This window comes from Metallosphaera javensis (ex Hofmann et al. 2022) (assembly GCF_022064045.1).
GTDB classification, from domain to species: Archaea; Thermoproteota; Thermoprotei_A; order Sulfolobales; family Sulfolobaceae; genus Metallosphaera; species Metallosphaera javensis.
Genome location: NZ_JAKNCW010000072.1, coordinates 1 through 259, shown reverse-complemented (window position 1 = coordinate 259; position 259 = coordinate 1). Strand labels below are relative to the sequence as shown.

Below are 259 nucleotides of genomic sequence, written 5' to 3'. Positions count from 1 at the left end.
AGACCGGGCACGACGTCCTCGATCTTGACCTTGCCGTCGCTGGCGCGATGGACCCTGAACGGCGTCTCGCCGTCCACCGACTGCACGATGTTGAACGGAACCATGCCGGCCAGAACGCGCCGGCCTGGGAGTTCGGCGCGCAGCCTATCGGCGTTGTCGACGCCGTTCTGCAAGCTGAGCACGGTGGCGTCCGGGGAAGCCTGGGCGGCAATCATGGCCGCCATCTCCCCGGTCGCGCCGCTCTTGACGGTCACGAGGA

1 protein-coding gene is annotated in these 259 nt (G+C 68.0%); it reads right to left on the bottom strand.

The genetic code is table 11. The features are described from left to right. Positions 1 to 259, bottom strand: a 259-nt coding sequence (locus L3N51_RS12440; RefSeq protein ID WP_238027525.1) for a 2-dehydropantoate 2-reductase N-terminal domain-containing protein, incomplete at both ends; no start/stop codon positions are given.